The organism is Geomicrobium sp. JCM 19038 (assembly GCF_000698125.1).
Lineage (GTDB): Bacteria > Bacillota > Bacilli > Bacillales > Marinococcaceae > Geomicrobium_A.
Genome location: NZ_BAXA01000005.1, coordinates 26,001 through 52,219, shown reverse-complemented (window position 1 = coordinate 52,219; position 26,219 = coordinate 26,001). Strand labels below are relative to the sequence as shown.

Sequence of the window (26,219 nt, the reverse complement as noted above, 5' to 3'; positions counted from 1 at the left end):
TAGAAAAGAATCAGGATCATGAGACTACTTTCATGCTATTATTTGTTATAAAGTCTCGTAAGCGAGATATATTAATTCGTTTTTATTTTTTATAGGTTTTACTTAGGGGGTTGCAATGAACAGTTATGAAGTGAATTACTATATGACTTCAGGTCATTCCATTGGTCATCTTATTCAAGCGGAATCAATTTTTACAGCTTCTGCAATTGCAAAAGAATGGCTAGATACAACTGACCGTTTTATCGAATTAGACGAAACCTTATACCTTGATAAAGATCAAGTCACCCATATTGAAATCTATGAAAGCGGCGTGCTCTATGAGCCGAGTGACCATGTGAAAAGTGATGTAACATTTAAGATGATTAGCAATGAAGAAGTGCTTTATCATAGTAAGGAGACCCAAGAGAATACAGCAAACATGTTGCGCCAGCTTCTTTCAGAACGCCGTGAAGGATTTATTCCGTTTTCGCCGAATTGTTTAGTTAATTCTAAATATGTTGTTTCCTACCGAATCTTTGAACGAATTCCGATGCGTACACATTAAAAAAAGCTTTCGCAATCCCTTTGCGAAAGCTTTCTATTTATTCTCCGCCTTCCGCTACGTATGCCGCAACGGCTTCAGCATCTTCGCCTTCAACGAGGTTCTCAGGCATACTACCCGGTCCTTCTGCAATGGCATTGATTACTTCATCTTCGCCCATTCCAGCAATTCCTGGACCAGATTCACCTTGCATATCTTGGCCGTGACAGCTTAAACAGTTCTCTTCATACAAAGAGGCACCTTCACCAGAGTCAACGGTTTCACCTTCACTACCTTCACCGTCTTCCCCTTCTTCACTTGCGCTTGATGGACCACCACTATCTTCAAATGAGTCCCCAACAGGCTCTTGAACGTCACCTGCATCTTCGTTACATCCAGCAAGCATAAATGCCGCTGCACCGAACACGATTAGCCACTTCTTCATAAGGTCCCTCCTCCTCTATTCCATAAATTAAATAAGTATCACTCCCATTGTATTTACCACATTCCGTATTTCTTTAAACGAATGTTTTAATTAACTACAACAAAAAAACCAACGTTCTGTTTCGTTGGTCTAGTTCTTATAATCAACACGATGTTTACTTCGTTCGTTTTTCAATCGATGTCTTGCTGTCTTCTTTAACCCTTCACTTCGATCACTACGAATCATGCAATTCATTTGGCTCACACTCACCACATTTCTACAAACATGAAAAGGTGAGCTTTTGACATAACTCATTCATCAAAACTTACTAGACTAAGCCATAACGATCATCACGGTTACAAAAAGCAAGAATAAGACGCCTCCACTTACTAAACCATACATCCATGCTTGTCCATAACGATCTTCTTCCATATCAAAGTAGCGATCAATTTTTAGTTTCCATTGTTTTATCATACTATCCACCTTCTTAACTCCTTGTTATATATAGAAGCTATGAAGTTACTACTCTATGTATTCCGCAAAATCTAGTGCAAATAACAACTAGTCTTGTCAGGAATTCTTTATATTGAATGGCAAATTACGTCTGATCATGACGCTTCTTTAAATCACTACATCTCTTGTTCTATACTAAAAAGCGAGCAAAAGGGGACGCCCTTTCACTCGCTTAGCTTAGCTGCAATGAACCTTTAACTTACTCGAATTCGGGATATTTCACCATCTAAATAACAAAACGGATACTCTTCTACTTCTTGATCACGAATAAGGAATCTCGCTTTTTCATTTAAGCAAATCTCAGCCTTACGCATTTCACGCTCAATAACCTCTTGTTTTGACGAATCTTTTAGATGATAGATTCCATCAGATTCACTTCCTACCATCGCAAAGCAAAGACCATACGCACAAGAATAATTGGATGCATCTGGGAGTAACCACGTCTCATACCTTGACTCTAAATGCGGGAACAGTGTTTCACTCCGACTTCCGACAAGCACAATTGGCAATTCATCGTAACGAGGTTGTACACGTTCAATAACGGATCGAACGTTCGAACAAAACAATTGAAAATCATCTATATAATTAGGATGCTGTATTTTTTGTCTCTCTATATCTAACCGTTCATACTCCTTGAGTCGTTCAGGTATTGCTTCTACATGTTCGTAACTAGGTAAAGAAATCGTCGTTCGAATGCCATCAATGCGCATCGCTAATGATGCTTCATCTACTTTGCCATTCTTAACGACGGCAACTCCTGCTTCATTCTCTCCTACGTTGACGACAACATAGTTCGTTAACCTAGCCAGCTCACCTGCTCCTTGAAAAGCCATCGCACGATTTGAAGCGATCGTCTTAATCGGCGAACCGAGCGCCTCACTCTCTGTCATGAGCGTTCCATCGTGTTTGGCAATCCAAACCGGTGCCTGTACACCGTAATCAGATAGAATCTCATGTAACAAGTTTTTTGAAAGTACCGTAGCTGGTCTAAGCATCGCGTTAAGTAACGTTGTGTTCTCTCGTTCAATAAAGCCAATGCTTCCGAATTGATGAGATAAACTAACCGCAAGTTCAGGCAATTTTACCGTGATTTTTGCGCCGAGGCGTCGTTCGGATTCTGCATCCATTGGTGAATTTACTCCAACGACTGCAATCGATTGCGCGTCGCTTTCTTTGATCTTTACAACCAGTTCTTCCCATTCTTGATCGTCTTCAGTTGAAGAAAAATGAGTCGTACCGACAATGTGATCTTGAAGGTCCTCTGGCCAATCAACTGCTGGCTGCAAAATTGATGGCATCGGTGAAATACGTACGAGGTACGTTTTCGCTAAACGCTCTACTTCATTAAGCGCCTGCTCGATGTGTGAAGAACATACAAATATTCCTTTTATACTGGCCTCGTTACCTTTGATTTGTCCAAAAATAGTTGATAGTGCCAATTTCGTATTCTCGACTGAATCTTCACCACGTGTACTTTTCGTTCTGGCAAAGATCCTTCCATTCTCTGACGTTAATACGGCGTCTGTATACGAACGTCCAACATCAATTCCTAGTCTCATGTGCACCTCTTTTAGTCATTACGCTTGTAAAGGTTACGCATTTTTTCCGTTTTTAAAATCGACGGACATGCAACCTTGGCAATCGTAATTTCAGTTCCTTTTTGTATCGTTGAAGCCATTAGTGGCCTAAGCGTCTCCATTTCACATACGACAATTAAATCAGGCGTTGTCGCAAGCCGGTCATGTTCAGATGCAACATAAACAAATTCATTTTCAAAAAATATGGTAACCATTCGATAATCTTGAACAGAGTGCTCGCGAACGAGGCATCTACCTGTAACGACACCATCATAAAAATCACGCTCAACCTGTTCAATAACGCCAGAAAGAATCCACTCTACCTTTCCATAAATCGAATTACCAAACATTTTCTGTAGCTGTTCTTGTTTATCAGAAGCGCTAATTTGCTTCTCTACAATCTCTCCAATCGCTTTTGCGACGGTTAACGTACCCGGAATCATCGCTGTTGAGATTTTTTTTGCATTTCCTACATAACTCGTTAAATGTGCAAAACCACCATTTTGCTGAACGACACTGTGCAAGTATTCACTCGCTTTCTCATTCGGAACGAAATCTATGACCTCTTGATAGTTATGTGTATACACGGCTGCTGGCGTTAAAGGTACCGCTAAGTTTAAAACACTCATCTTTAGTTTAGGGAATGCCCTGCCCATTCCATCACCATCTACGATTGGCAAACGACTTCTAAGTGCTGTCAAAATTGGACTAATACCATTTAGCCCACCAATTTCTAACGAAATTAAGGCTTGAGGCTCTGTACTTGTATACTCTTCATACAACTTTAGTGATGAACGACCTTCATCTCCTGAAGGTAATTGTTCACTATAAAACTCTGGAGAGCCAATAATCGCAATCGGTGCGATCCATTGATCTGTGAGATCTTGCCATTCGAGGACTTGAATACTCTCCTCATCATTCATCACAGATTTAATGAGCATTTCAACGATAAATGGGTCTCCTCCTCCCCCACAACCGAGAAACTTTGCACCTATGGCAACAGCGGATATGTCTCTTTTGTAAAGCTTCCACATTCCCCTGTCCTCCCTACATAGTAATAAGCAAGATTCATGCCAATTGTTTTATGAGTCTTAAGCCTGTGTTTTGGGCATTTTCTCAAACGTAGATGTCCATCTAAGTTGATAATGATAAACTTAAAATTAGTGAATATGGTTGATTTCTGCAATATATCTCTTGAATTATCATGTTTTCTCACGTTTTCTCACTTTATTTAATGCCATGCTTTTTCAAGCGTCGGTAAAGCGTCGGTAAGCTCATATTTAACTCAGAAGCGATTTGTTTTTTAGCTGCCGTATGCCGCCCGTATTGATCTAATAACTCTAATAACCGTTCTTTTTCATTGGCGTGCGTAGGGGTTGCGACCACATTCTTGTACCCTTTTCGCAACGCTACTGGCAGGCTATCGACAGTTAATTGATCACCAACTTCAATTTGCGTCGCATGGGCAATTACGTTCTTTAACTCACGAATGTTCCCCGGCCAATCATATTGTTGCAACAATAGCCACGCTTCTTCCGTGAAATGCTTGCTACGTCCGCCTTGCCTTAATGAATATTCTTTAAGGAAACTCTCTGTTAATAATGGAAGGTCATCAATTCGATCTCTTAAACTCGGGATGACGAGTTGAATGACATTTAACCGGAAAAATAAGTCTTGTCGAAACTTCCCTTGTTGAACGAGAACATCTAAATCTTGATGTGTTGCTGCAATGATTCGAACATCAACGTCAATGCTCATCGTTCCTCCCACCCGTTCAAACTTTCGTTCTTGAAGAAGCCGAAGTAACTTTGCTTGTAATGAAAGCGGCATGTCTCCCACTTCATCAAGAAAGATTGTGCCACCTTTGGCCACTTCAAACTTGCCTAGTTTTCCTTTTTGATTTGCACCTGTAAATGCCCCAGAATCATACCCAAACAATTCACTCTCAAGCAGCGCCTCTGGAATTGCGGCACAATTGATGGCAATAAACGGTTGGTCACTCCGTCTGCTCGCGGCATGAATGGATTGTGCAAAGACTTCCTTACCTGTTCCACTTTCTCCCCGAAGTAAAATCGTCGTCTCACTCGGTGCCACCCGCTCTGCCAATCGTTTCGTCCGCTCAACAGCAAGTGAAGTACCGATAATGTTCGAAAAACTATAGTTCGTATGAATTGGTGCCTGGCTTCGATCTTTCACTTGAAGGTACAACACGTAACGATCTTTAATTCCGCCTTCAATTACGGTCTGAACGATCACATGGACGTCATGATCATGAATTTTCACCTGGATATTCCCTGAGTACTCAACCTTTTCAAGTTCGTCCCATAAGACTTCCGACCAGAGACAAATCGATTTATTAATCATTGAAGATTCAGTTTCTTGGAAAATGCGACAACTAGGTAACGAAGCACTCTGAATTTTTCCTTTATGATTGACAACCATTACGGCTTCATTCGTTTCATTTATCATTAACTTTAGTTCTTTTTTCAATTTATGATTTTCAACTTTTAGATTTTCATAATCATACAGAAATCCTAAGTATTCTCCGGCATCAATAAAGCAGTCTAACGCTTCTTCGAGCCTTTTTGGTTTCCCTTTCGCGACTAACATTCCTTGTTTATTCGTTTTAACAATGAACGTCGAATCGCAAAGACAATGCTCTCTCAAGCAAGATGGGCGATCCTCTAAGAAAACGGTACGTCCCTCTTCTGCTTCTCGATAAACTGGACAGTCCACAAATGAAGCTAACTGTTCTTGCGAATAATGAGCAGTCGTAAGCTCGGTAATTAAGTCGACCATTTTGATAAGATTGTCCATCACATTCGCCTTCATTAAACCTCTCTCCTAAATAACGCATTACAATCCGCACTTGTTCATTTCTACTCTATTCCAGTATACTTGTATTTCTTTAAAAAGAATAACGTTCTACACAAAAGTTTACAAATTACATCTTTCTTATGTAAAAAACAAACACACAAACCGAAGTCTGTGTGTTTTTAAGATGATTTAATGCTTCACATTAGCTACGCTAGTATTACTGGCAAGTAAAAGAAGTAATTTGATTTGTATTGATACCAAAAATGACCCAATTGCGGCCATTCCAACGGAACCCTGCAACCGATCGTTGCCCTACAAAAATCGGATAGTACCAAAAACTCTGCCCATTTCTTAGCCAAATGTACGTAAAACGGAATTGGCAAAATGAAATAGCACCCGAGTCAACAAATGGCGTCGCCTGAGACTGCATCGGTATAAAGTTCGGTGGCGGCGCAGAAGGTGGCTGTGCACCTTGATTTGGTGGCCCTCCTGGCGGCCCAGGTGATTGCCACGGCGGGCCGGGTGGTTGCCATGGTGGACCTGGCGGTGGTCCCGGCGGACCAGGTGGTGGTCCTGGCGGTGGTCCCGGCGGACCAGGTGGTGGTCCTGGCGGGCCGGGTGGGAAAAAGCCTCCTCCACCGGGGAACGGTATACTAATAATTCGAGAGTTAGACATAAGAAATTCGCCTCCCATACGTTGTTATCCTATCGTATGGGTGGGCTTTTCAGTTGGTTACATGAAAAGGATATAATAAACTTAATCAGTCGACGAAAAGGTCGAGTACTTAACGGAGGCATGAACAATGATTACAGTCGTAGGAAGTCTTAATATGGATCTTGTCGTTCATACAAAGAACGTTCCTGCCATCGGTGAAACCATCCTTGGAGATGATTTTTTTACTTTTCCTGGTGGTAAAGGTGCGAATCAAGCGGTTGCAGCTGCACGCTTGGCGGGAGATGTGACGATGGTCGGCAAAGTAGGAGACGATTTGTATGGCAATACCTTAATACAAACGCTCAAAGACGAAGGCATCCATTCGTCTTATGTACACGTTACAGATCAAGCCAAAAGTGGCGTCGCAATGATTACCGTGACAAACCAAGATAATTCAATTATCGTCGCTCCTGGTGCTAATTACGCATGGAACAGAGAAGAGGCGGAGACATTTCGTGATGTGATTCAACAGTCAACAATCGTCGTCTTCCAATTGGAAACACCACTTCCTTTTATAGAAGAGATGATTTCTATTGCTCATTACGAAAATGTGGATATCATTCTAAATCCTGCGCCGGCTGTACAACTATCATCACGCATACTTGAACAAGCGACGTACATTACCCCTAACGAAACAGAATGTGACATTCTATTCGGTGTGAGCCCCGAGGAGGCTGTCCGAAACTACCCGAACAAAGTCATCGTCACGCTCGGAAAAAACGGGGCGATGTATTGTAACGGTCATTCTGTCGTTCGAATTGCCGGGTTTGATACAGAGGCCGTAGATTCAACAGGTGCTGGCGATACGTTTAACGGGGCGCTTGCCGTTGCATTGACCGATCAACTACCGCTAAATGAAGCGTTAGAATTTGCGAATGCTGCCGCTTCATTATCCGTCGAAAAACACGGAGCCCAACAAGGCATGCCAACACGCGAAGAAGTCCACAAAAGACTAAGTTCTTAACAACTTCATCCACAAATCAACAGGAAAATAAGAAATTTTTCTCTTTCATCCACTTACCCACATGTGGATAAGTTTTTCTAGTTCATTCCTTTGCAGTTGGGGATAACTTCCCTTTAACTTGTGCATACACAAAACGTCCAGTGCATAATGCACTGGACGTCTCTCTTCCTCATTTGATCACATGTATCCGATTATAACACTGCATGAACGGGACGTGACACGAGCGCTTCACGAGAAGTTCGTTCTTCTTCAAATACCCGGTGCCATATCATGAATGTGACCACTGCCCACAACTTACGACTGTGATCAGCCATCCCTTTTGCATGCTCATCCAAAAGGCTAAGTACATATGGCTTGTTTATGATCTTATCTGTATGACTTTGCTGAACAATTGACTGAACCCACTCATACATTTCATTTTGCAACCAATGTCGAATTGGTACTGGAAAACCTAGCTTTTTCCGATTAAAGACAGCTTCTGGTAAAATATCTTTTGCTGCTTCTCTCAGAACAAATTTCGTCGTACCTCCCGTCAGTTTCATGGACTGAGGGATCATGGATGCAACTTCAAACACTTGTTGGTCTAAAAAAGGCACTCGAAGTTCTATTGAATGAGCCATCGACATCCGATCTGCTACCGTCAGAATATCCCCTGGCAACCACGTGTGCAAATCAATGTATTGCATTTGTGTGCTTTCATCCCATTGTAAAGCTTGGTCATACAGTGGTTTTGTGACGTTTGTATATGGATAAATGCATCCTGCATCCGCTAGCAATAATTCTTTTTCCTCATGATTGAAAATTTTGGCATTCCCGACATAACGCTTAGCAAGTGGTGTTGTTCCACGAATCAGATAATTTCTTCCTTTTATTCCTTCAGGCAATTGCCTTGCTAACCATTGTACCCAACGATTAATTCGACGAGGTAAATAACTAAACCCTTTTAGCGCATTTGGCTCCTTGTAAATCTCATAACCCGCAAACAATTCATCGGCTCCTTCTCCTGAAAGAACAACTTTTACATGCTGACTTGCAAGCCGGGAAACGAAGTAATTCGGGATTGCAGCTGGATCAGCGATCGGCTCGTCCAAATGATAGACAATATTCTCCATCTCATTCATCACTTCCTCGGCTGTGATGATATACGCATGGTTATCTACCTAGATGATTGGCCGTTTCTTTCGCTAACTCAATCTCGCTATACCCCTCTCGTTCAAACCCGACCGTAAACGTTTGTAAACTTGGGTGATGTTCTTTCGCTAGCGCAACAATTGTACTAGAATCAATTCCACCTGACAAAAACGCACCTACACTCACATCACTGCGCATATGAACAGATACAGAACTTTGAAGTGCCTGCTGCAAAGTTTTAGCTACATTTTTTGTGCCTTCTAAACTAGAACAAAATTGAGCTTGAAAGTATCGTTCAACATGTGCTTCTTCCAAATCAAACGAGTACGTGAGACAATGCCCTGGCTTCAATTGTTGAAACGCAACGTCTGTATAACCGTCTGTGGAAGGGATATATTGAAACGTTAAATAATGATGCAATGCTTCTTTATCAACAGCTTTATGCTCTGCACCTAACAGCGGTAAACACTTCCGTTCAGATGAGAAGAAAAAACCATCTTCATTTTCAACATAATAGAACGGCTTAATTCCAAATGGGTCTCTTGCCGCAAACATCTCTCGCTCTGCACGATCCCAAATGGCAAAAGCAAACATTCCACGCAACTGATAAATCATTTGTTTACCGTAAACCTCGTAAAGCGCAAGAAGCACTTCCGTGTCACCTTCAGTTTGAAAATAATAACCTTCTTCTATTAATGATTGTCTCAGTTCAACATAATTATAGATCTCTCCATTAAAAACAATCAGGTATTGCTTGGATAAACTCTGCATAGGCTGGTGTGCATTTGATAGATCTTGGATACTCAATCTAGAAAAATAAAAATCAATGTCTGAGTCTTGAACATACCGAAAGTCATCAGGACCCCGGTGATGCATTCGTTCCTCTACACGATGTAACTCTACTGAATCCATGTAAGTACGCTTCACCCGACCACAAAAACCGCACATAATAGCCTCCCATACACTCAGCCCGCCAACACAGTATAGTTTAGCTAGAAGATTTTGTAAACAAAATTTCAGATTAGTCTGTTAGTATCTATAGTAGTACTTGCAAAGGTATGATGAATGGCTAGAAACCATATATGCTCGCACTTTTCAGCACTTTAATTGCATATTTTGAATGGCGTAATAGTGTGTAACGTTACATGTTTATAAAGAAAAATAAGCCATTGGGTTTATTTTGAAGAGTGGATAATAACGAACACGAGTTTTAAAGATTTGATAACTTCAAACGTAAAAGGTGTTCAATGTCAGGCAAGTTTTATGAGAGATTTTTATGGTTCTTTTTTCATGATCCCTTCTTAAGTTTCCTCCATAACACTAAATAACTTTCAAGTGCTCACTTACGAACATTTCATCAATCCATCATAATGATATAGAGGACAGCCCCTTTGCAACTAGTAAAGTGCAATGGCTTTTTTGTGCTTTTCTTATAAGTAATCTGACGTTAAGAAGGAGTGTTTTGCATGAAGCGACTATTCAAAAACGGAACAGTAATTACCATGGACAGCAACCTTGGGAATTTCAAAGATGCCGATGTACTAATTGAAAACGATAAGATCATTGAGGTTGGACCGAACATCTCAGCTGATAATTGTGAAGTTATCGACGCAAAGGACATGATCGTGATGCCAGGTCTAGTCGATACCCACAGACATACGTGGGAATCGGTCATTCGCAACGCTGGTGCGGACTGGTCATTACAAACGTATCTAGGCAATATTTATTATGGGAATATTGGGTCAAGGAGACGCCCAGAAGACGATTATGTCGGGAACCTATTAGGTGCGCTTGAAGCGTTGGAATCAGGAGTTACAACCTTATATGACTGGACGATGATTATTTCAAACGACCATGCGGAAGAGATGATCCGTGGACTAAAAGAATCGGGAATCCGCGCCATCTTCGGTTATGGGTCTCCAGGAGATGCTGAATACTGGAATTCAGATAGTAAGCTCGATACGATTGATAAAGCTAGGGCAATGAAAGAGCGGCATTTCAGCTCAGATGATCAATTGCTTACGATGGGGCTCGCGATCCGCGGACCGGAATTTAGTTCCTGGGAGACGAGTGTAAAGGAAATTCAGTTCGCACGTGAGATCGACGCAGTCTGTAGCATGCACTTAGGATTTGGAACGTGGGGCTCAACAGAACGTTCCATAGAGAAACTACATGCAGCAGGTTGTTAGGAGAACATTTGAACTTCGCCCATGCAAATGCCGTACAACCCGAGGAGGTACGATTGCTAGCGGAGCACGGTGGCAGTATCTCTGTAACGCCTGAAATTGAAATGATGATGGGTCATGGTTACCCTGCTGTTGGGCTTGCTTTGGAAAACGGGGTAAAACCAGCACTTGGCGTGGACGTTGTTACGTCTACTGGTGGAGACATGTTCACACAAATGAAGTTCGCCTTGCAAGCAGATCGTGCTCGAGTAAATCAAGAACAGTTATCTCAAGGCATCATGCCTGGACCAGAACTTCACCTCTCTGCACAAAGCATATTGGAATCAGCAACCATTGACGGTGCGAAAGCGCTAAAGCTCGATCACAAAATCGGATCGTTAACCCCAGGTAAACAAGCAGATTTCATTATGATCAGTAAGAACGACCTCAATATTTTCCCTGTTAATGATCCAGTCGGGACGGTCGTCCAATGCACAAACACTGCTAACGTCGACTCTGTGTATGTTGCAGGCAACCCAGTTAAGAAAGATGGAAAGATGATTGGTATCGATATTGAAAGAATAAAAAGACTTGCTACAGTTGCCAGCAGGCACTTACTCGGTTAAAGAAGAAGGATGATGGGATGCTCAATTCCCATCATCCTTTATATTTGATTTTATTTCACTACACAACACAACTTATTTTACGCTCACAGAAGCATAAATTTAATACTTAGCGTTAGCTTCAGCCAACTAAATCCCAACTTAATTCCGTAACGTCAGTACACCTCCAGGTTCTTTGTCATACGTTCACGAACTAGCCATAACATACAGACACAAACCACGGAGATCGAACACAGGTAATTTCGTTGCCTTTTCTATCGCTTCCCGGTATGGAGGTAAATTTGTACACTCTAGTACGATCGCTTTTATAAAAGGATTCGTAACTAGCAATTCTTTCGCTGCCTGAATGACTTCTTCTTGAATTGCGATCGCATCTAGCGGTATGCTTTGTTCCAAAATCGCTCCTCGAAATGACGGATAATGTTCGAGCCCAACGATTGCAGTGGGCATACGAGAACGAACTCCATTAAAATGCGCCTCAGTTAACGATGTCGCTCGGGCAGTCACAATACCAACTTCTCCCCTAACCACCTGCTCTATGAAAGGAATTTGCATTAAGCTTGAAGAAATAAATGGTACGGTAAGCATTCTCTCAATTTCTTGTTGTACACGAGAAAGAAAACCACAGCTTGTCGTTATGACGGTTGCTCCTCTTCCTTCTAACCGCTTTGCTGCTTCTATAAATGGTTGTAACAACTGATCATCATAATGATGGACCACTTTTGAAACAACGGCTCCTGTCACCGTTTCATAGATTACTGGAAATGAGAATGTATCTGGATTCCCAATGTCACCTACGATTCTATCAAAGGTGGTATCTAGCATAACCACTCCAAGCTTAGGTGTTAAATGAACCATGCGATTAACCCAACAAGTAGGAAGTAAAGTGAGTTTGGCAATGCGAGAATCATGACTTTAATAGGGTCAACTTTTGCATTCATCGCCCCGCCACAATACCGCAAACAACAAAAGCTGTTAGTCCGACAGGTGGAAAGTTTTGTCCTGCTGCAGCAATATGTGATGCTCCTAATGCAATGTTCGTTGTATGTACACCTAAAGACTCTAGCGCTGGTGCAATAAACGTAACCATGACTGTTTGAGCAGTCGTCTGTGAGCCTGTAATCATTCCAATTAATACAATTCCGAGCGTACCGCCAATTTTTAAAGCTGAGCTTTCGAGTGTTGCTGCGTACACCGCTACCGCATCAATCGTTCCTGATGCATAGAACACACCGACATAACCCCTGCACACAATTGAATTTGAACGGTTTTACTTACTTTAGTAAGTCCAGTCTTTACGACATCCCCACCATTTGACCGGACAGACGAGAAAAGAAAACTTACAAACAAGGCAACAACAATGGCTAATACGACTGGAAACGCTAATCCCTGAATGATTGGAACTTCTTGAATCCAGGCGATCATCGGTGCGATTAATGGCAACTCAAAAATGTTATAAGAAAAACCGGTATTCAATATGACAATAATCGCAAGTGTTACTAACGGAATCATCGTGTGCCATCGCTTTACAATAATTGAACCGAGTGTTTCCTTTGTCCTTAAATGCTCAGGTAACTTTTTACCTTTAACAAATCGAAAAGACTCGACAATCGCGAATAGTGAACCAATTCCAACTGTAATGTACGCCACATTTAATACATTTGTCGGTTCAATCCCGACAAGAGACGCAGAAAGGAAGACCCCTTGAGAGATCGGGGGCATAATTGAGCCTAGTGATGCGCCAATTAGAATAATCATGCCAATTTGTTCTGGTTTAAGCTTCAACTGGCTAAGTGCTGGAACAACGAGTAAACCGATCACCGTTGCGGCAGCAATGGCATCGCCGAGTAATGAACCTGCCAGAATTAAAGTTAAGAATACTGAAACGAGAAGGCCTTTTGAAGAATTTCCAAAGATTGATCGAAAGCTAGATAACGTCGTCTCCATTGCACCGATTCGTACTTGTGCTTCTGCATAAATACTACCAACCAGGGACAACATGATGACCCAAGCGAGACGATCAATGCCGTCGATCGTTGCTGTCACCATTTCTAATGGGGTAAGCTGGGCAAATAATGCACTCGCTACAGCCGCTGCCAATAAGGCGATTCGCACATCTCCTCCGATTATTGGAATGGCCTTCGTAAGTGCAATGACAAATAGTAAGAGCATCGGTACGAGTAACGCAGCGACTTCCATGAATAAGCCTCCTTATAGCTATGCTAATGCAATGTTTTTTCTTTAAAACGATCCAACGTTAAGTGAGGTAAGAAACGCGATGTTGAGCCCTTTCCATCCAATAAATCTCGAACGAGACAACCTGTAATTGGTGACAGCGCAATGCCATCTCCCTCATGACCTGCTGCGATTACGTAGCCTTGAAGTTGCTTAGATTGATCGATGATCGGTAATCCGTCTCCGGAAAATGGTCGAAACCCTACCATTGAGCGTATAATGCGTATATTCTTAAGAGCCGGGACAACCTGGCATGCGTGATGAGCAATAGCACGAAGCACATCTGAATGTACCTGTTTATTAAATCCTACGAATTCGCGACTTCCCCCAATTAATAGATTGCCAGAATCAGTTTGTCCAAGTGAAAGTCCAATCCCATATTCAGGCTGCTCACCAGACAAGTGTTTTGCTGCGATATACTGCGCGTCAAGTAAACTACCGTGAACAATCGGGCTACTTTTTCTGAGATGAGAATTACACCACGCCTAGGTTCAATATTCATTGGTACACCTGTGAACTGCGCGATTGCTGATGCAAACGGTCCTGTCGCATTAACGACTGTCTCCGTCAAAATGGTTCCTTTTGCTGTTTTAACACCTGTTATTTTTCCGTTCGACTTTTCAATGCCAATGACCTCTGTATGAGTTTGAAATTTCACTCCTATTCGCTTTGCAGCCGCAGCGAATCCTTGGCTTAGTTTCAACGGGTTTACTTCAGCATCATCAGGGCTGTAAGCAGCACCGATCACATCGTCAGCTAAAATTGGCTGACTTTCTTTAGCTTCTTGTTGATCAAGTAATGACACATCAATGCCAGCTTGGTTTTGATTGTTTATAAACTGCTTCATGAACTCCATTTGGGACTCTGTCTGAATGGCAACCGTACCACCCGCACCTTTGAATTCTACCGATTGTCCCAATTCATTTTCTAATGTGTCGTACATCTTCCTACTTTCTCGAGCGAGCTCCATATGAAGACCTGGCCGTTTGGATTGAAGAAAGATGGCTTTATCACAAGCAGATGACGTTGCAGCACCAATGCCATTACGATCAATCATCAGTACTTCTCTCCCGGTTTGAGCTAATCGGTATGCGATTGATGTTCCAATCACACCCGCCCCTATAACGACAACCTCAGCGGACTTCATACGTATCCCTGCTTTCTTGCTGGAATTTGTCCCACAATTGCTTCATTTTTTTACGTCCATCCAATAAATTAGGCATAAACGTTATTGCAGCGTGTTTCCTCACCCGTTCAACTTCATCAATTTGCATTTTGACATCACACATTGCCTGTTCGCTACCTGTCATTTTGTGCTCAATAGACATAGCTGCTAGCTTTCCTTGTTCCATGGCAATCTTTGCACCTTCAATTCCTGTGATGTTGCCACAAACATACAATTTTTCCTTTGAAGTTTCCATCTCTTCACTATGTAGTGGGACATAGCCTCCTAATTCATCAATATTGACCGTTTTACATGAAGAAGCTAATTCAACGAGAGGAAGAAGTCCTCCTGAGATGCATACTGCATCCACTAAAATGGACTCTTCGCTACCCTTAATTATTTTTCCATCACGATGTAGCTTAACCGTTTGAATTGCTTCTACTTGATTTGCTCCCTCAATGGCGATTAGCGCCTGTCTTAATCGAAGCGGTACGCCAAATACTTTCATACCTGCTTTAGGGTAAAAACGTGAACCCATCTTTTGGATTAGCTGGTGCTTGGCCATTGAACCTGCAAGGCGAAGCCAAGGGTTAGGCGCAAGATGCGCCATCGTAGATAAATAGCCAATTGTAGACTGTGGTTTTGCTTTCTCTGTTGCGAACAGTCCTTCTGGAGGTAAAAAAATCCCAACAACTTCAGCACCTGCTAGTTTTAGTTCTTGTGCTACAGTAAACGCCAAAGGATCGACACCCATAATTGCTATCCGCTTCCCCGGCCGGACACGCTCATAATTGTTTAATACTTGAGCGGCACCAATTGCCATCGTTCCTGGTAACGTCCAACCTGGAACAGGGGTCGGTTTTTCTTGCGCACCCGTTGCTAGAATAACGTATGATGCTGTGATATCTTGATGACCAGATGTTTTAATTGTCCAACCTGGTTCAATCGCCCACACTTCTCTTTGCAGCAAAAACGTGACACCTGCCTGTTCAGCTTCTCTTTGCATTTGTTCTGCAATCTGTCTCCCAATCCACCAGCCTTCTTTAGGGTCCTCATGAAGTTGACCAATTAATTTCCCGCCCGCTTTTCTTTGTTCATCAAGTACGACGACTGATCTTTGCTTTTTTGCTAACGTAATCGCAGCACAGAGTCCTGCTGGACCAGAGCCGATAATCGCAACATCAATGTGCATGTGTTTACCCACCTTGTGATTCAATCTTCATACCTTCTTGAATTTCAGTCATACATGCCCGTATACTTCGCTTTGACCCTACTGTTACCCGGCACTCGTAACAATGACCAATACCGCAATAAATGCCTCGCGGCTCGTTCTTTTCTTCCGAATAGCGCAATGTTCGAACACCGTTTGCTAGAAGTGCTGACGCAATAGACTCTCCATTTCTTCCTTCATAGTCCTTGCCGTTAAACTGGAAACGAACCACTTCCGTGTTTAGCGGACCGAGAATCGGATGTTGTTCAACTCTCATGATCTCCTACCTTTCCTTTTGCCAAGTCACCTAATGTAATTGGACGAATTGGCACATTTTGGACAAGTCCCACACGTTTTGGCATTGCTTCATTGCTAATAGATGTAATGATTTGATCAAGCAACGGCCGACACGTCCTACCTTGACAAATTCCCATTCCTGCACGTGTTTTTAACTTAATTTCTCGATGTGTCGAATAACCATCCTCCAATGCCTGAACAATATCTGAAAGCACCACTTCTTCACAACGACATATAACACAATCTGCCACAAAAATCCCTCATTTTTTATCATGATTAAAAGGTTTGGATTGCTCTACAACTACTTATGAAAAAACTCAACCACTATAGGCTGAGCATGTTGTTATTTAGTCATTATAGTTCGACTCATTTTGAACAGCAATACACTCTTATGATGCTTGCACCTGCTCCTTAAATCGCTGAAAGGCCGTTCGCAATGCAACATTAACGGAATTAACGGATGGTGCATAGTAGTTTTCATTAATCTTCTTCATTAGAGGGTCGATGCCTTCATTTAGGTTGTATCCGATGATTAGTCGTTTGAAATAGCTTTGAGCCAATGATGTCACGAGCGTGAGCTCAACATCGATAATTTCATAAGACTTACGATCAATTTCTAGTACAATACCAAAATGCTTATACACTTCATACATTGATGTTCCTTGAGGGGCCTTTGCATAACCCGTAACTAAAATCGTATCCAACAAAAATCCCTTCTTTCGTTAGCCTGTTCGCTAGGCTTGTCTACTTGCCTTACAACTTATTGAATGTTCTTATTATATAATAAAAGTGTCGCTCTTTTGTAAAAGAGCGACACTTTTTTAGGAGATTAGGACTTTAATTGTTATAGTGCTTCGTTATATTGGTGCTCTGAATGGTTTTTCTTTGGCGTAACCCATTTCTGTAAAACAAATACGATCGCGAAGATTGCAAAACCAGCGAGGCTGACGAGGAAGTCTGGTACAACGAGCATAATTGCTGCTACAAACAAAGCAATTCGCTCGTACCAGTACGTGCCTCGTAGCCACCAGCCTTCAATGGCAGCACTTAAGGCAAACACACCTACTAATGCTGTCGTTAATGTTATGACGACTTCTCCAGGTGTACCGATCCAAATGAGTGAGGGTCCGTACACGAACATGAATGGCACGATAAATCCTGCAATTCCTAGCCTTAATGCAACGAGACTCGTTTGCAGCGGATTCGTATTTGCAATTCCAGAAGCAGCAAACGATGCCAATGCAACGGGTGGCGTGATCGCCGATAAAATTGCAAAATAGAAAACGAACAAGTGCGCCGCCATCGGTTCTACTCCAAGCTGAACGAGTGCTGGAATCGTTAGTGGTACTTGAACGATATAAGCGGCAACCGTTGGTAACCCAAGACCGAGTAATAAGGAAGCTACCATCGTAAGCAACAACGTAATAAATAGACTATCACCAGAAATCGCAAGAATCATGCTACTAAATTGTAAGCCAATTCCTGTCATGCTAATAACCCCGATGATAAAACCTGCCGACGCACAAGCGATCGCTGTTTCAAGCGCTGCACGTGCCCCAAGATCTAACGCTTTGAACATCGTTCCAAACGAGAGTCGTGTCGCTGCTTTAAAGGCTGCGACAACGATTACACTCGCAATCGCAAACAATGCCGCACGCATCGGTGAGTAACCCATAACAAGCATGATGACAATAATAAGTAGCGGGAGTGAAAACATTCCACCTTCTTTAAGTACGGTTTTAACCTTTGGAATCATTTCTTTCGGCATACCGTCTAAGCCATCTTTTTTTGCACGTAAATCAACTTGGAAATACACACAAACGTAATACAGAATTGCTGGGATAATGGCAGCAATTGCAACTTCAATGTAAGGAACACCTAAGTAAGACGCAATAATGAATGCCGCCGCACCCATGATCGGAGGAATAATCTGTCCACCAGCCGAAGAGACGGCTTCAACAGCTGCTGCAAATGTTCCTTTATATCCAGTACGCTTCATAAGAGGTATTGTAAATGGTCCAGTCGTAGCTGTATTTGCGACCGCGCTACCTGAGATCGTTCCAAGAATGGCACTCCCGGCAACTGCAGTCTTAGCAGGACCACCGCGATATTTCCCCATTAAACCTACAGACAAGTTAATAAAGAAGTTTCCTGCACCAGATACTTCTAGAAACTTACCAAAAAGAATAAACAAGAAGATAAACGTTGCAGAAACCCCAAGTGGAGTACTGAACACACCCATCGTTGAGTAAAATAAATGATCGAGAATCCACATTAAATCAAACCCACGATGTTCTAATCCTCCAGGCAAATACTGCCCGAAAAACCCATAGCCTAAGAATGCGAGTACAATAATTGTGAACGCCCGTCCAACGACACGCCGCGTTGCTTCAATTAGAAGAATGCTTGCGATCACACCGATCACAATCTCCAAATTAGAGAGTGGTGTTACATACGTTAACCTGGCAGAAATATCAATCGCATTTAATGCAAAATATTGAAAAGAACCGAGAACGAGTAAGATGGCAACGATGTCATACCAAGGAATGCGTTTTCCTTCTTGATTCTTTGTCGGTCGATAAAGGGCAAACACAAGAACGAGTGCAAAAGCTAAGTGAATGGAGCGTTGTGCAATCGATTCAAACACTCCAAAGAAAGCCGTATACAAGTGGAATAATGACATTAAAATTGCAAGGAACGATACGACTTTACCCGTCACACCGACTAAGGTTCGCTGTTTATTTCCGAGCACTTCAGATTGTGCTTCATCCATGTCTTTCACATCTAGATTTAGATCTTTTTGGCTCATTTAAAACACCCCCCTGATCATTTGTAAAGCGTTTTCAATTAATCGTTTAAAACCCCAATCTCTTCGTAGTATCGCTTCGCCCCTGGATGAAGTTCACCAATACTATATTCAATAGAATACTCAGCATCAAAATCAGATAACGTACTAGAAACAGCTCTCCAAGTATCTGCTTTTTCAATAATCATTTTCGTTAATTCATAGCCTACTTCTTCAGAAATCATGTTTTCATTGGCTACAAGTACCGTTTCAGGTGCAAATGTTAAGATGTCCTCATGGTCGCCATAGGTACCGGCTTCAATTGTATAAGGGTTGTACCCTTCATTGATTTCTTTCAATTTCACTTGATCTTCTTCTGTTAATGGAATAACACGTACACCGAGTGTTGTATCAAGCTCTTGGATGAATGATGCTGGGATACCTAATCCACCTACCCAAGCGTCCAAGTGACCGTCACGCATTAAGTCGGCTGCATCAGACGTTCCGATATACTCAATTTGAGCTAAATCATCATAACTCATGTCATAAGCCGTCAATATATCCTTGAACATCACTTCACCACTGTAGCCCCGAATCCCAGGGCTCACCCGCTGACCTGCTAAATCTTCAACAGTATGAATGTTTGAACTGCTCGGCACGACGATGTGTAACACGTTTGGATAGAACGTTGCAATCGTTTTCATATTCGTGATTGGCTCTTCAAAATCGCCAACGGCATTCTCCGCCATAGGGATCGACTCACCATTTGAGAAACCGAGTGCAAAAATGTCGTTATGAATGCCGACTAAGTTGGCAATTGACCCTCCCTCTACAACGGTAGCTGTTGACTCAGGATAGATCTTCCTCATCTCTTCGCTCATGGATGCTGCGAGTGAGTGCCAAAGTCCACCCACGGTTGCAGCACCAAATGTGAAATCTTCAGGAGGTTCTCCTGTCGCCACTTCTGTATCTTCATTTGCACTTGACTCTGATTGCGAGCAACCGCTTACAATCACGAGTAACATCATGAATACGATCATGCTTTTCCAAAACCTCATGTCTTCCACTCCCACTTTAAGTCTTAAAGTGCGACAACAAATGATGCCGCTGTCGTTTCTTCAATGTCTTCAACTGTCACACCATCAGCTACTTCCACTAAATACATTTGATTATTTTTGAATGTAAAGACCGCTTTTTCGGTAATCAATACATCCGCTTTACGATGTCCACTACTCGGATACGTTAATGACTCAACAATTTTCACTTCTCCACTTTTGGATGTGTGTGTCATCGTTAAAATTACTTTTTGTACACCAGCAACAAGGTCCATCGCGCCACCAACTCCGAGAATATCCTTACCTGGAACTGCCCAATTCGCAAGCTCCCCTGTCTGATCAACTTGAAGCGCTCCGATTACAGCCGTGTCCACATGCCCCCCACGAATCATGGCGAACGATAACGCACTATCAAAAATTGCTGATCCTGGTAATTCGGTAACGGGTTGCTTACTTGCATTAATCAAATCGGGATTAATCTCACCATCATCTGGCGCAGGACCTGTACCGAGCAACCCGTTCTCTGAATGCAAAAACACATGCTTGTCTCCTAAATATTCCGGAATAAGTGTAGGAATTCCAACCCCTAAGTTAATGACCTCGCCTTCCCCTAGCTCATCTGCTGCACGTTTTGCAATGTCTTGTCTCATCGTTTTCACATTATTTTGTGCGTTCAACGAAAGTCCCTCCTTCAACTTCATAGTTTGTCTTAACAAGATAGTCGACAAATAAATGTTGAGTTTTAATTTCTTCTGGTTTTAATTCGCCAATTGGAACGATTTCATCCACCTCTGCGATCACAATTTTCCCTGCCATCGCCATCGCTGTATTAAAGTTTTCTTGTGTTTTGCGATACACTAAATTTCCATATTCATCGGCTTTATGTGCTCGTATAAGGCTACATCTCCTGGGATGCTTTTTTCCAACACATATTCTTTGCCATCAAATTCTCGCACTTCTTTATTATCAGAAAGTTTTGTTCCTGCTCCTGTCGGAGTATAAAAGGCAGGAATCCCTGCTCCTGCTGCACGAATCCCTTCAGCCATCGTACCTTGAGGCAACAATTCAATTTCAAGCCAACCTTCATTCCAAGCATTTACTGCCCCACGATGTGTTGTGAAATAAGATCCGATGGCCTTTTTAATCTGACCGTTATCTAGAAGTTTACCTAATCCTTTTTGAGGTTCACCTAAATTATTACTTACAATGGTTAGCTCCTTGACGTCAGTCTTTGCAATCTCGTCGACGATCGTCAATGGGCAGCCAGATAGACCAAAACCACCAACGAGCACTTGGTCACCGTCTTTTATGTACTTTGAAATATCCGTTAATGAGATTTCTTTCTTAGAAGTCATTCTTGTCTCCCCTTTTTCAACAAAATTCCAAAATAAAAACCAAACAATTATCATCGCTTTAAGGCGCACGGACTCCTAGCCTTAAACACTGATGATAGATCGTTTGGTTTATAATGGTTACCCAAGCAAGCGGGAACAAGCTTGGAGCATTATAATAACGCGTCTATCAAGTTCATTACTTAATAACGAAATAGTACCATGAGATGTAGACGCTTTCAATACTTTTTTCGGAAAATTTAAAAGCTTCTTTTCGAAAGTTCCCCTAGCAATAGATTTGCAAAGGGGGGCCTCTTTTCATATGGCAACGTGTTTCTTTTTGATTTGTTCATATGCTTCTTTGACTCGTTTGAATTTGACGATGTCACCTGTCGGCGAGTCAGGGTGATATCGTTTAGCCATTAAACGATATCTGGCCTTTACTTCTTCAAGACTTACTTGCTCATGTTGCTGAAATTCCAGCACTTGCATATGTTCATTAACACAGGAAACGATGCTTTTCTTCGGCAACTTGGTACGTTCAAACAGATAACTTTCTGCACTCTGTTGATGATGCAAAAAGGAACGGCTTACTTCACTAAATTCTAACGCATCTGTAAACACTTCATTAAAACGATTGGTTTTCCTTAGTTTATTATTCGCCATAAGTACACTACAAAGAAATAATAATGCTTTCTGCACATCACTTTCTAGCTCGCTCGCGCTCACAATGTATCGTGTAAATTGGCCTGGCTGATGAGAATATAAATAACGTTGATTGACCGTCATTGATTCAATATATAATTGCTCATACTGTCCACCGCTTGTTTTCGTTAGCTTAGACCCAATATCAAGCTCTAACTTCGTATTCTTACCCTGAATCGAAACCTTACCTTGAGGAACAGAATAATAACGTTGACGTTTGTCTTGACGAAGTTGATAAAACGAGACACCTTTGCCATTAAGAACAGCACCGTCAACTACAAACGAACGATAGGTTGTTAAAAATGATGTTGACTGCGTTTGATTTGAAGAATACAGCCAATAACAAAAACCAAAGCTGCCGATGATAAACAGTAAAACAAACACTTCCATCATCGAAAATCCTCCTTACATTACCTACTTGTCTCTATTCTTATACTATTTTATTCGTAGTATGTAATCAACGACTATGTTCCATTAATTTCAACTTAATCTCATTTGGAATCGTTTGCTTTCCACCTTTTCTAGCAACATTCACGTAAACAGCATGTCCTTTTGTACAACAATGATCGTTTTGATGAATTTCTTCATATAAAGTAAAGCTCGTATTCCCAACTTTCTCGACCCAAATGTTAACGACAACGTCTGAATGGTAGTGAATTTCGCTTACATATTGAATGTCAATTTTTAGTAAGATGCAACGCCAATCATGAAATGCCAAATCAGGATTAAACAACTTAAAAATCTCCTTACGTCCTGCTTCAAGCCATACTGGTATCGTCGTATTGTTAATATGACCAACGCCATCCGTTTCTGAGACTCTTGGTGTAATTGTTGTAGAATACATGAAAACGCCTCCAGTAAATCTTTTATATTTTTTTATGGATTTCGCTAGACATCCCTTTGATCTTATTTTAGTATGTTCATTCGTGATTAAAAAACAAAATCGAAGGGAGCGGTTTATGATGCGCCTTAACTTCTCTAGAAAAACAATCCTAGCTGTCTTTATGCTTGGGACATTTGCTGTTGGAATGACAGAATATGTCGTCACCGGATTGTTAACGCAATTTGCACGTGATTTGAACGTTGATGTATCGACGACCGGCTTGCTTCTTACTGTATACGCCATTAGTGTTGCGATCTTCGGACCACTATTACGAATTGCAACGCTCAAAGCTTCTCCAAAACCATTACTCGTTGCGTTTGTTGCACTTTTTATCATTAGTAATATCATCGCCGCAACCGCACCCAACTTCGAAGTGTTGCTCTTATCAAGGCTATTGTCAGCTGCGATGCATGCACCGTACTTTGGCTTATGTATGTTTGTCGCAGTTAGTATTTCAGAAGCGTCTAAAAAAACGAGCGCCATTGCCGCAGTTCAAGGTGGTTTAACCATTGCAATCATGCTAGGAGTACCCTTTGGCTCTTATTTAGGCGGAATCTTTGACTGGCGAATCGTCTTTTGGTTCATGGCTGTCTTAGGTGTTGTGACACTCATCGGTTTAATTGTCGTTACACCGAACGTAAAACCTACCGAAATTCCTAAAATCAAAACAGAGCTATCGATGCTCAAAAATAAAAACGTCTTGCTTACAATGGCGATTATCGTATTCGGATTTTCAGGTGTATTCACAGCTTACACGTTTAAAGAACCGATGTACCGGGAGTTTGCTGGATTTGATGTAGCCGGCATTACGATCGGCCTGTTCTTCTTCGGCCTTGGAGCAGTACTCGGAAATTTTGCATCTGGAACCGTACAACCATCTAAACTGACGACACGATTGATTTATGCCCTGCTAGCACTTGCACTTGTTCTTGCAACGTACGCTTATTTCTTACAATTTGCCCCGATGGCTATATTAATGAGTTTCTTATTCGGAGCGGGTACATTCGGCACGACGCCACTTCTTAATTCAAAGATCATTCTCGCAGCAAAAGAAGCTCCGAACTTATCAGGTACACTGGCTGCATCCGTCTTTAACCTTGCGAATGCGATTGGTGCGGCACTAGGATCGTTTTTACTGAGCATCGGATTTGGTTATCAAGCGATTACTTGGGTCGCAGCGAGTATGATTACGATTGGTCTCATCATTAGTATATTAACTAGAAAAATTGAAGATCCGATTCATGAATAGACCTAAAAGCAACGTCCAAAAGATGGACGTTGCTTTTCTTCGACAAAACTAATGGAACTCCTCTTTTTAAAGCCTTAAACAATTATCAGTGAGAAGAAATGCAAGCTCTTGACATTTCATTTATTTGTCGTTATTCTATAAATCGTAATCATTACGAATCGTAACCGTTACGGTTATTACTAAAGGAGTTACTTACATGCATAAATTTCGATTAGTGCCTTTATCAATAGTTCTTCCTTTCTTGTTAATCGCATGTTCTGATGACCAAACACCATCTGAGAATGGTGCTACTGACCAAGAAACAACAGAACCTTTACAAATATCTACAACTTTGTTTGCTCTTGAAGATTTCACATCACGAATTGGCGGTGAACATGTCGAGGTAGAAAGTGTCTACCCCCCTAATGCCGATGCACATACATTTGAACCTTCATCTAGTACGTACGTAAAAATTGCTGAAGATGATGCTTTTATTTATTCTGGCGTTGGCATGGAACCCTTTGCCGATACCATTCATGACCTACTCGATGAAGAAACAGTAGAAATTATTCCAGCAGGTGAACACCTCTCTTTACGAGGTGAGCACGGTCATGACAGCGAAAGTGACCATTCCCATAACCACGAGCACAATCATGATCATGATCATAATGAAGATCAGACGAGTGCAGTAGAACTTGAAGGCATCAACGATCATTACCATACCGGTGATACGATTGCCCTTACTGCTACCGCAGACGAAGACGTTCAAGGAGACGTTACCTGGTACACAAGAGATTCTGAATCTGATGACTGGATTGAAGCTTCAACAGGTGAATCTTTTGAAGACACTGCAGATACAGACGGACAACAAGTGTATGCAGCGTTTATTGACGACGAAGAGCAAACCGTCGCTGAATCACAAGTCGCAACGGTACACATCGATGATCATGATGGGGAGTCTGGTGCAATTGACCCTCACGTTTTCCTTGATCCCATTTATAGCATTGAACTAGCAGAAAACATTATGAATCAGTTAAGTGAATTACGTCCTGAACACGAAGAATACTTCGTACAAAACTACGAGTCATTAAAAGCTGATTTGGAACAACTAGACGCGTCACTTCAAAGTACGATTGACAGTGCAGATCATAATCAAATTATTGTTTCACATGCTGCTTATGGTTATTGGGAAGATCGCTATGGCATTGAACAATTAAGTATTCACGGATTGTCGTCTACTCAAGAACCTTCACAATCAGAGTTAACTTCAATTGTAGAAGCTGCACGAGAAAACAACCTTAGCTATGTAGTGTTTGAAAACAACGTTAGCAGTACCATTAGTGAAGTTATACAATCTGAGATTGGTGCAGAAAGTCTTGTTCTTCGTAATATGGAGAGCATTTCCCAAGAGGACTATGATGCCGGAGAAGACTACGTTAGCATGATGGAAATGAACATTGAAACACTTGAAACTGCATTAAATCACTAATCAAATGAAAAAGGGCGTAATCATGCGTCCTTTTTTTCGTACACTTGTCGATTTCCCGGGAAATAATTGACGTTTATTGTCCTATTGTATCGTTTGATGTACACGATCACTTCCTCTTCTCTAAAACCTATAAAAAAATAGACAAAATACATATGGTTAGTGAAGTATTTAAGAAAACAAGGTATACTTAAAAAAAGGGGACCCGAGGTGAATGCAATGAAAACAATACCCGAATTTATGGAAGAGTACCGAAAGCTCCCGGATGATGTTAAAGAAGTAGCGTTCCTATACGCGATGGCTAGTATCAAAAAGCGAGACCCTGTCGTCTACGACAAAACAACCGAAAAGATTGAACGTCTCATAAATCAATATAACCTCTAGAATAAC

General features: G+C 41.7%; 27 protein-coding genes and 2 pseudogenes. 6 read left to right on the top strand and 23 right to left on the bottom strand.

Annotation, left to right across the window (positions count from 1 at the left end):
* The first annotated feature begins 115 nt into the window (after window positions 1-115).
* Complete coding sequence (locus JCM19038_RS07920) at window positions 116-544, top strand: hypothetical protein (protein ID WP_042416463.1); 429 nt, start codon at window positions 116-118, stop codon at window positions 542-544.
* 37 nt (window positions 545-581) lie between these two features.
* Here the strand turns inward: JCM19038_RS07920 and JCM19038_RS07915 are convergent, their stop codons facing one another.
* The 6 genes from JCM19038_RS07915 to JCM19038_RS22720 form a co-directional block, all read right to left on the bottom strand.
* The gene (locus tag JCM19038_RS07915; RefSeq protein ID WP_042360460.1) at window positions 582-965 is read right to left on the bottom strand and encodes a cytochrome c; all 384 of its coding nucleotides are present in this window, start codon (window positions 963-965) and stop codon (window positions 582-584) included.
* 312 nt (window positions 966-1,277) lie between these two features.
* Window positions 1,278-1,427: a hypothetical protein gene (locus JCM19038_RS22725; protein WP_193745079.1), complete on the bottom strand. Its 150-nt coding sequence runs from the start codon at window positions 1,425-1,427 to the stop codon at window positions 1,278-1,280.
* A gap of 224 nt (window positions 1,428-1,651) precedes the next feature.
* Complete coding sequence (locus JCM19038_RS07910) at window positions 1,652-3,016, bottom strand: hydantoinase/oxoprolinase N-terminal domain-containing protein (RefSeq protein WP_042416461.1); 1,365 nt, start codon at window positions 3,014-3,016, stop codon at window positions 1,652-1,654.
* An 11-nt stretch (window positions 3,017-3,027) separates the two neighbouring features.
* Window positions 3,028-4,068 (bottom strand): DUF917 domain-containing protein, encoded by a 1,041-nt coding sequence (locus JCM19038_RS07905; RefSeq protein WP_042416458.1) that lies wholly within the window; start codon window positions 4,066-4,068, stop codon window positions 3,028-3,030.
* Window positions 4,069-4,261: 193 nt separating this feature from the next.
* The gene (locus tag JCM19038_RS07900; protein ID WP_052361261.1) at window positions 4,262-5,866 is read right to left on the bottom strand and encodes a sigma-54-dependent Fis family transcriptional regulator; all 1,605 of its coding nucleotides are present in this window, start codon (window positions 5,864-5,866) and stop codon (window positions 4,262-4,264) included.
* 202 nt (window positions 5,867-6,068) lie between these two features.
* The gene (locus JCM19038_RS22720) at window positions 6,069-6,527 is read right to left on the bottom strand and encodes a collagen-like protein (protein ID WP_193745078.1); all 459 of its coding nucleotides are present in this window, start codon (window positions 6,525-6,527) and stop codon (window positions 6,069-6,071) included.
* Between the two features lie 127 nt (window positions 6,528-6,654).
* Here JCM19038_RS22720 and rbsK point away from each other — a divergent pair, with 127 nt between their 5' ends.
* Window positions 6,655-7,530, top strand: coding sequence for a ribokinase (rbsK, locus tag JCM19038_RS07890; RefSeq protein ID WP_042416450.1), 876 nt, complete (start codon window positions 6,655-6,657; stop codon window positions 7,528-7,530).
* Window positions 7,531-7,721: 191 nt separating this feature from the next.
* Here the strand turns inward: rbsK and asnB are convergent.
* Window positions 7,722-9,609: pseudogene (gene asnB / locus JCM19038_RS25395) on the bottom strand (asparagine synthase (glutamine-hydrolyzing)).
* Window positions 9,610-10,127: 518 nt separating this feature from the next.
* On the opposite strand from asnB, the pseudogene JCM19038_RS07880 reads away from it, so the two are divergent.
* Window positions 10,128-11,452, top strand: a pseudogene (locus JCM19038_RS07880) (amidohydrolase family protein).
* A gap of 183 nt (window positions 11,453-11,635) precedes the next feature.
* Here JCM19038_RS07880 and JCM19038_RS07875 read toward each other — a convergent pair.
* From JCM19038_RS07875 to JCM19038_RS07815, 16 genes are all read right to left on the bottom strand, one after another.
* Window positions 11,636-12,307 carry a hypothetical protein gene (locus JCM19038_RS07875; protein WP_042416446.1) on the bottom strand — a complete coding sequence of 224 codons (672 nt, stop codon included), beginning with the start codon at window positions 12,305-12,307 and terminating at the stop codon, window positions 11,636-11,638.
* 79 nt (window positions 12,308-12,386) lie between these two features.
* Window positions 12,387-12,680 (bottom strand): hypothetical protein, encoded by a 294-nt coding sequence (locus JCM19038_RS23090; RefSeq protein ID WP_202963045.1) that lies wholly within the window; start codon window positions 12,678-12,680, stop codon window positions 12,387-12,389.
* Complete coding sequence (locus JCM19038_RS07870) at window positions 12,647-13,648, bottom strand: TRAP transporter large permease subunit (RefSeq protein ID WP_202963044.1); 1,002 nt, start codon at window positions 13,646-13,648, stop codon at window positions 12,647-12,649. Before JCM19038_RS07870 ends, JCM19038_RS23090 begins: the two co-directional genes overlap by 34 nt.
* A 23-nt stretch (window positions 13,649-13,671) precedes the next feature.
* Window positions 13,672-14,085: an FAD-binding oxidoreductase gene (locus JCM19038_RS24335; RefSeq protein ID WP_193745076.1), complete on the bottom strand. Its 414-nt coding sequence runs from the start codon at window positions 14,083-14,085 to the stop codon at window positions 13,672-13,674.
* Window positions 14,016-14,831 carry an FAD-binding oxidoreductase gene (locus tag JCM19038_RS07865; RefSeq protein WP_052361258.1) on the bottom strand — a complete coding sequence of 272 codons (816 nt, stop codon included), beginning with the start codon at window positions 14,829-14,831 and terminating at the stop codon, window positions 14,016-14,018. Before JCM19038_RS07865 ends, JCM19038_RS24335 begins: the two co-directional genes overlap by 70 nt.
* Window positions 14,818-16,041 carry an NAD(P)/FAD-dependent oxidoreductase gene (locus JCM19038_RS07860; protein ID WP_042416443.1) on the bottom strand — a complete coding sequence of 408 codons (1,224 nt, stop codon included), beginning with the start codon at window positions 16,039-16,041 and terminating at the stop codon, window positions 14,818-14,820. Before JCM19038_RS07860 ends, JCM19038_RS07865 begins: the two co-directional genes overlap by 14 nt.
* A gap of 4 nt (window positions 16,042-16,045) precedes the next feature.
* On the bottom strand, window positions 16,046-16,339 hold the full coding sequence (locus JCM19038_RS07855) for a (2Fe-2S)-binding protein (RefSeq protein ID WP_042416438.1): 294 nt from the start codon (window positions 16,337-16,339) through the stop codon (window positions 16,046-16,048).
* Window positions 16,326-16,607, bottom strand: coding sequence for a (2Fe-2S)-binding protein (locus JCM19038_RS07850; protein WP_042416436.1), 282 nt, complete (start codon window positions 16,605-16,607; stop codon window positions 16,326-16,328). The genes JCM19038_RS07855 and JCM19038_RS07850 overlap by 14 nt, the downstream gene beginning before the upstream one ends.
* Before the next feature lie 138 nt (window positions 16,608-16,745).
* A complete protein-coding gene (locus tag JCM19038_RS07845; protein WP_238554330.1) occupies window positions 16,746-17,060 on the bottom strand; it encodes a DUF3870 domain-containing protein in 315 nt (104 codons plus the stop codon).
* Window positions 17,061-17,200: 140 nt separating this feature from the next.
* On the bottom strand, window positions 17,201-19,165 hold the full coding sequence (locus JCM19038_RS07840; protein WP_042416433.1) for a TRAP transporter permease: 1,965 nt from the start codon (window positions 19,163-19,165) through the stop codon (window positions 17,201-17,203).
* A 38-nt stretch (window positions 19,166-19,203) separates the two neighbouring features.
* Window positions 19,204-20,199, bottom strand: coding sequence for a TAXI family TRAP transporter solute-binding subunit (locus JCM19038_RS07835; RefSeq protein ID WP_042416430.1), 996 nt, complete (start codon window positions 20,197-20,199; stop codon window positions 19,204-19,206).
* A gap of 23 nt (window positions 20,200-20,222) precedes the next feature.
* Window positions 20,223-20,846, bottom strand: a complete 624-nt coding sequence (locus JCM19038_RS07830) for a 3-oxoacid CoA-transferase subunit B (protein WP_042416901.1) — start codon at window positions 20,844-20,846, stop codon at window positions 20,223-20,225.
* 10 nt (window positions 20,847-20,856) lie between these two features.
* On the bottom strand, window positions 20,857-21,054 hold the full coding sequence (locus JCM19038_RS24970; RefSeq protein WP_307189991.1) for a CoA-transferase: 198 nt from the start codon (window positions 21,052-21,054) through the stop codon (window positions 20,857-20,859).
* Window positions 21,054-21,551, bottom strand: a complete 498-nt coding sequence (locus JCM19038_RS07825; protein ID WP_307189990.1) for a CoA transferase subunit A — start codon at window positions 21,549-21,551, stop codon at window positions 21,054-21,056. The genes JCM19038_RS24970 and JCM19038_RS07825 overlap by 1 nt, the downstream gene beginning before the upstream one ends.
* A 294-nt stretch (window positions 21,552-21,845) precedes the next feature.
* Window positions 21,846-22,625, bottom strand: a complete 780-nt coding sequence (locus JCM19038_RS23085) for a J domain-containing protein (RefSeq protein WP_042416427.1) — start codon at window positions 22,623-22,625, stop codon at window positions 21,846-21,848.
* A gap of 64 nt (window positions 22,626-22,689) precedes the next feature.
* Window positions 22,690-23,076: a thioesterase family protein gene (locus JCM19038_RS07815; protein WP_042416426.1), complete on the bottom strand. Its 387-nt coding sequence runs from the start codon at window positions 23,074-23,076 to the stop codon at window positions 22,690-22,692.
* 118 nt (window positions 23,077-23,194) lie between these two features.
* Between JCM19038_RS07815 and JCM19038_RS07810 the strand changes: the two genes are divergently transcribed.
* The 3 genes from JCM19038_RS07810 to JCM19038_RS22715 all read left to right on the top strand — a co-directional run bounded on the left by JCM19038_RS07810 (window position 23,195) and on the right by JCM19038_RS22715 (window position 26,213).
* The gene (locus JCM19038_RS07810; protein WP_042416900.1) at window positions 23,195-24,364 is read left to right on the top strand and encodes an MFS transporter; all 1,170 of its coding nucleotides are present in this window, start codon (window positions 23,195-23,197) and stop codon (window positions 24,362-24,364) included.
* 196 nt (window positions 24,365-24,560) lie between these two features.
* Window positions 24,561-25,832: a metal ABC transporter solute-binding protein, Zn/Mn family gene (locus JCM19038_RS07805; protein ID WP_042416424.1), complete on the top strand. Its 1,272-nt coding sequence runs from the start codon at window positions 24,561-24,563 to the stop codon at window positions 25,830-25,832.
* A gap of 207 nt (window positions 25,833-26,039) precedes the next feature.
* Complete coding sequence (locus JCM19038_RS22715) at window positions 26,040-26,213, top strand: hypothetical protein (protein WP_193745075.1); 174 nt, start codon at window positions 26,040-26,042, stop codon at window positions 26,211-26,213.
* The last annotated feature ends 6 nt before the right edge of the window (window positions 26,214-26,219 follow it).